The organism is Dietzia sp. IBK-p2-15D (genome assembly GCF_057773105.1).
The window spans coordinates 1-5,192 of the sequence record NZ_JBYMTK010000020.1 but is presented as its reverse complement, the minus strand read 5'-3'; the positions used below and the strand labels follow the sequence as shown (position 1 = coordinate 5,192).

At 56.0% G+C, this 5,192-nt stretch carries 2 rRNA genes; both read left to right on the top strand.

Annotated elements, in window-relative coordinates:
- Nucleotides 1–174 precede the first annotated feature (174 nt).
- Nucleotides 175–1,691, top strand: a 16S ribosomal RNA gene (locus AC3DEV_RS16620).
- A gap of 341 nt (nucleotides 1,692–2,032) precedes the next feature.
- A 23S ribosomal RNA gene (locus tag AC3DEV_RS16615) occupies nucleotides 2,033–5,128 on the top strand.
- Together the 16S and 23S rRNA genes form the textbook arrangement of a ribosomal RNA operon.
- The last annotated feature ends 64 nt before the right edge of the window (nucleotides 5,129–5,192 follow it).

Sequence of the window (5,192 nt, the reverse complement as noted above, 5' to 3'; positions counted from 1 at the left end):
GGTGTGTGGGTGTTGTTTGAGAACTCAACAGTGTGTTTTGTTTGTGATAGTGCCAAATTTTTTGTTTGGTTGCGACCCTTTCACATCCCTGTCGTGGGGGTCGCGTTTTTGTTTGAACAGCCAGTTTTTGGTTTGTTTTTGCTTGGATTGTGCTTTTCGTAGTGCTGAGAAGCTTTTATGGAGAGTTTGATCCTGGCTCAGGACGAACGCTGGCGGCGTGCTTAACACATGCAAGTCGAACGGTAAGGCCCCTTCGGGGGTACACGAGTGGCGAACGGGTGAGTAACACGTGGGTAATCTGCCCTGCACTTCGGGATAAGCCTGGGAAACTGGGTCTAATACCGGATATGAACTCCTGCCGCATGGTGGGGGTTGGAAAGTTTTTCGGTGCAGGATGAGCCCGCGGCCTATCAGCTTGTTGGTGGGGTAATGGCCTACCAAGGCGACGACGGGTAGCCGGCCTGAGAGGGTGATCGGCCACACTGGGACTGAGACACGGCCCAGACTCCTACGGGAGGCAGCAGTGGGGAATATTGCACAATGGGCGAAAGCCTGATGCAGCGACGCCGCGTGGGGGATGACGGTCTTCGGATTGTAAACCCCTTTCAGTAGGGACGAAGCGCAAGTGACGGTACCTGCAGAAGAAGCACCGGCTAACTACGTGCCAGCAGCCGCGGTAATACGTAGGGTGCGAGCGTTGTCCGGAATTACTGGGCGTAAAGAGCTCGTAGGCGGTTTGTCACGTCGTCTGTGAAATCCCTCGGCTTAACCGGGGGCGTGCAGGCGATACGGGCAGACTTGAGTACTACAGGGGAGACTGGAATTCCTGGTGTAGCGGTGAAATGCGCAGATATCAGGAGGAACACCGGTGGCGAAGGCGGGTCTCTGGGTAGTAACTGACGCTGAGGAGCGAAAGCATGGGTAGCGAACAGGATTAGATACCCTGGTAGTCCATGCCGTAAACGGTGGGCGCTAGGTGTGGGGTCCTTCCACGGACTCCGTGCCGTAGCTAACGCATTAAGCGCCCCGCCTGGGGAGTACGGCCGCAAGGCTAAAACTCAAAGGAATTGACGGGGGCCCGCACAAGCGGCGGAGCATGTGGATTAATTCGATGCAACGCGAAGAACCTTACCTAGGCTTGACATATACAGGACGACGGCAGAGATGTCGTTTCCCTTGTGGCTTGTATACAGGTGGTGCATGGTTGTCGTCAGCTCGTGTCGTGAGATGTTGGGTTAAGTCCCGCAACGAGCGCAACCCCTGTCTCATGTTGCCAGCACGTAATGGTGGGGACTCGTGAGAGACTGCCGGGGTCAACTCGGAGGAAGGTGGGGATGACGTCAAATCATCATGCCCCTTATGTCTAGGGCTTCACACATGCTACAATGGCTAGTACAGAGGGCTGCGATACCGCGAGGTGGAGCGAATCCCTTAAAGCTGGTCTCAGTTCGGATTGGGGTCTGCAACTCGACCCCATGAAGTCGGAGTCGCTAGTAATCGCAGATCAGCAACGCTGCGGTGAATACGTTCCCGGGCCTTGTACACACCGCCCGTCACGTCATGAAAGTCGGTAACACCCGAAGCCGGTGGCCTAACCCTTGTGGAGGGAGCCGTCGAAGGTGGGATCGGCGATTGGGACGAAGTCGTAACAAGGTAGCCGTACCGGAAGGTGCGGCTGGATCACCTCCTTTCTAAGGAGCACTCACCACGCTTTGGTGTGGTCAGAGTTTGCGCAGGGTTCGCGTCCGAATGTGGCGCGCTCTGTGGCTCATTGGGTGGAACACTATCGCGTAGGACTCGCCGTGATCGGCGGTATCAGATTGCAGGATCTGGTGCCGGCGTTAGCGTGGTCCGGACGAAACACACTGTTGGGTGTCTGAAACAACACCATCGAGCCTTCGGGTTTGGTTGTTTCTGATGGCACTGATTCCCGAGACATCTGATGCGCCATACGTGGCCGGGGTGTGGGTGGGGTTGGTGTGTGTTGTTTGAGAACTGCACAGTGGACGCGAGCATCTTTAATTGTTTGTGAATGTAAGTGTGTAAGAGCACACGGTGGATGCCTTGGCACCAAGAGCCGATGAAGGACGTAGTAGGCTGCGATAAGCCTCGGGGAGCTGCCAAACGAGCTGTGATCCGAGGGTGTCCGAATGGGGAAACCCAGCACGCGTGATGGCGTGTTACCCGCATCTGAATACATAGGGTGTGTGGAGGGAACGCGGGGAAGTGAAACATCTCAGTACCCGCAGGAAGAGAAAACAATAGTGATTCCGTCAGTAGCGGCGAGCGAACGCGGATCAGGCTAAACCGCATGCGTGTGATACCCGGCAGGGGTTGCGTGTGTGGTGTTGTGGGGCATGATGTCCCGGTTCTGCCGGACCGGGCGCTGATTGATCGCGGGTTAGGGGAACGACTTGGAAGGGTCGGCCGGAGAGGGTGAGAGTCCCGTACCTGAAAACCTTGCGGCGGGGCGATTTGTGTTCCCAAGTAGCAGCGGGCCCGTGAAATCTGCTGTGAATCTGCCGGGACCACCCGGTAAGCCTAAATACTTCTTGGTGACCGATAGCGGATTAGTACCGTGAGGGAATGGTGAAAAGTACCCCGGGAGGGGAGTGAAATAGTACCTGAAACCGTGTGCTTACAATCCGTCAGAGGCTTTAGGGCTGATGGCGTGCCTTTTGAAGAATGAGCCTGCGAGTTAGTGGTATGTCGCGAGGTTAACCCGTGTGGGGAAGCCGTAGCGAAAGCGAGTCCTAATAGGGCGACCCAGTGGCATGCTCTAGACCCGAAGCGGAGTGATCTACCCATGGCCAGTGTGAAGCGACGGTAAGACGTCGTGGAGGCGCGAACCCACTTAGGTTGAAAACTGAGGGGATGAGTTGTGGGTAGGGGTGAAAGGCCAATCAAACTCCGTGATAGCTGGTTCTCCCCGAAATGCATTTAGGTGCAGCGTCGCATGTTTCACCTCGGAGGTAGAGCTACTGGATGGCCGATGGGCCCTACAAGGTTACTGACGTCAGCCAAACTCCGAATGCCGAGGTGTGAGAGTGCGGCAGTGAGACTGTGGGGGATAAGCTTCATAGTCGAGAGGGAAACAGCCCAGATCGCCGGCTAAGGCCCCTAAGCGTGTACTAAGTGGAAAAGGATGTGGGATCGCTGAGACAGCCAGGAGGTTGGCTTAGAAGCAGCCACCCTTGAAAGAGTGCGTAATAGCTCACTGGTCAAGTGGTCCTGCGCCGACAATTTAGCGGGGCTCAAGTACACCGCCGAAGCCGCGGCATTCATACAATAACCTCCTCCGGGCAGGTGTATGGATGGGTAGGGGAGCGTCGTGTGGCCATAGAAGCGCCGGAGTGATCCAGGCGTGGAGGCCACACGAGTGAGAATGCAGGCATGAGTAGCGAATGACGAGTGAGAAACTCGTCCGCCGAATGATCAAGGGTTCCTGGGTCAAGCTAATCTGCCCAGGGTGAGTCGGGACCTAAGGCGAGGCCGACAGGCGTAGTCGATGGACAACGGGTTGATATTCCCGTACCCGTGTATGCGCGCCCATGGTGAATCAGTGATACTAACCGCCCTGAACGTCCTAGAGCATCCTTCGGGATGACGTGGACCGGATGCGCGGGACCTGAACTGGTAGTAGCCAAGCGATGGGGTGACGCAGGAAGGTAGCTGGGCCAGTCAGTGGTTGTACTGGTGTAAGAGTGTAGGCCGTGACATAGGCAAATCCGTGTCACATCAAGGCTGAGACTTGATGCATACCCGTTGTGGGGAATTCAGTGATCCTATGCTGCCGAGAAAAGCCTCTAGTGAGTTCATACACGGCCCGTACCCCAAACCGACACAGGTGATCAGGTAGAGAATACCAAGGCGATCGAGAGAACTGTGGTTAAGGAACTCGGCAAAATGCCCCCGTAACTTCGGGAGAAGGGGGACCACGCCCGGTGACGATCCTTGCGATCTGAGCTGGGGGTGGTCGCAGAGACCAGAGAGAAGCGACTGTTTACTAAAAACACAGGTCCGTGCGAAGACGTAAGTCGATGTATACGGACTGACGCCTGCCCGGTGCTGGAAGGTTAAGAGGACCGGTTAGCCGCAAGGCGAAGCTGAGAATTTAAGCCCCAGTAAACGGCGGTGGTAACTATAACCATCCTAAGGTAGCGAAATTCCTTGTCGGGTAAGTTCCGACCTGCACGAATGGCGTAACGACTTCTCTGCTGTCTCGACCACAGACTCGGCGAAATTGCACTACGAGTAAAGATGCTCGTTACGCGCGGCAGGACGAAAAGACCCCGGGACCTTTACTATAGCTTGGTATTGGCGTTCGATTCGGTTTGTGTAGGATAGGTGGGAGACTGTGAAGCATGCACGCCAGTGTGTGTGGAGTCGTTGTTGAAATACCACTCTGATCGTATTGGACGTCTAACCTCGGCCCATGATCTGGGTTAGGGACAGTGCCTGGTGGGTAGTTTAACTGGGGCGGTTGCCTCCTAAAGAGTAACGGAGGCGCCCAAAGGTTCCCTCAGCCTGGATGGCAATCAGGTGTTGAGTGCAAGTGCACAAGGGAGCTTGACTGTGAGACTGACACGTCGAGCAGGGACGAAAGTCGGGACTAGTGATCCGGCACCGGCAAGTGGAAGCGGTGTCGCTCAACGGATAAAAGGTACCCCGGGGATAACAGGCTGATCTTCCCCAAGAGTCCATATCGACGGGATGGTTTGGCACCTCGATGTCGGCTCGTCGCATCCTGGGGCTGGAGTAGGTCCCAAGGGTTGGGCTGTTCGCCCATTAAAGCGGCACGCGAGCTGGGTTTAGAACGTCGTGAGACAGTTCGGTCTCTATCCGCCGCGCGCGTAAGAAACTTGAGGAAGGCTGTCCCTAGTACGAGAGGACCGGGACGGACGAACCTCTGGTGTGCCAGTTGTTCCACCAGGAGCATCGCTGGTTAGCTACGTTCGGAAGGGATAACCGCTGAAAGCATCTAAGCGGGAAGCCTGTTCCAAGATGAGGTTTCTCACCACCTTCGCGTGGTTAAGGCCCCCCACAGACCATGGGGTTGATAGGCCGGAACTGGAAGCGCAGCAATGCGTGCAGGTGACCGGTACTAATCGGCCGAGGGCTTACACACAAACAGCCCCTAAAGAATCGCAACGCGTCCACTGTGCAGTATCTGAAACAACACACCCACGCAA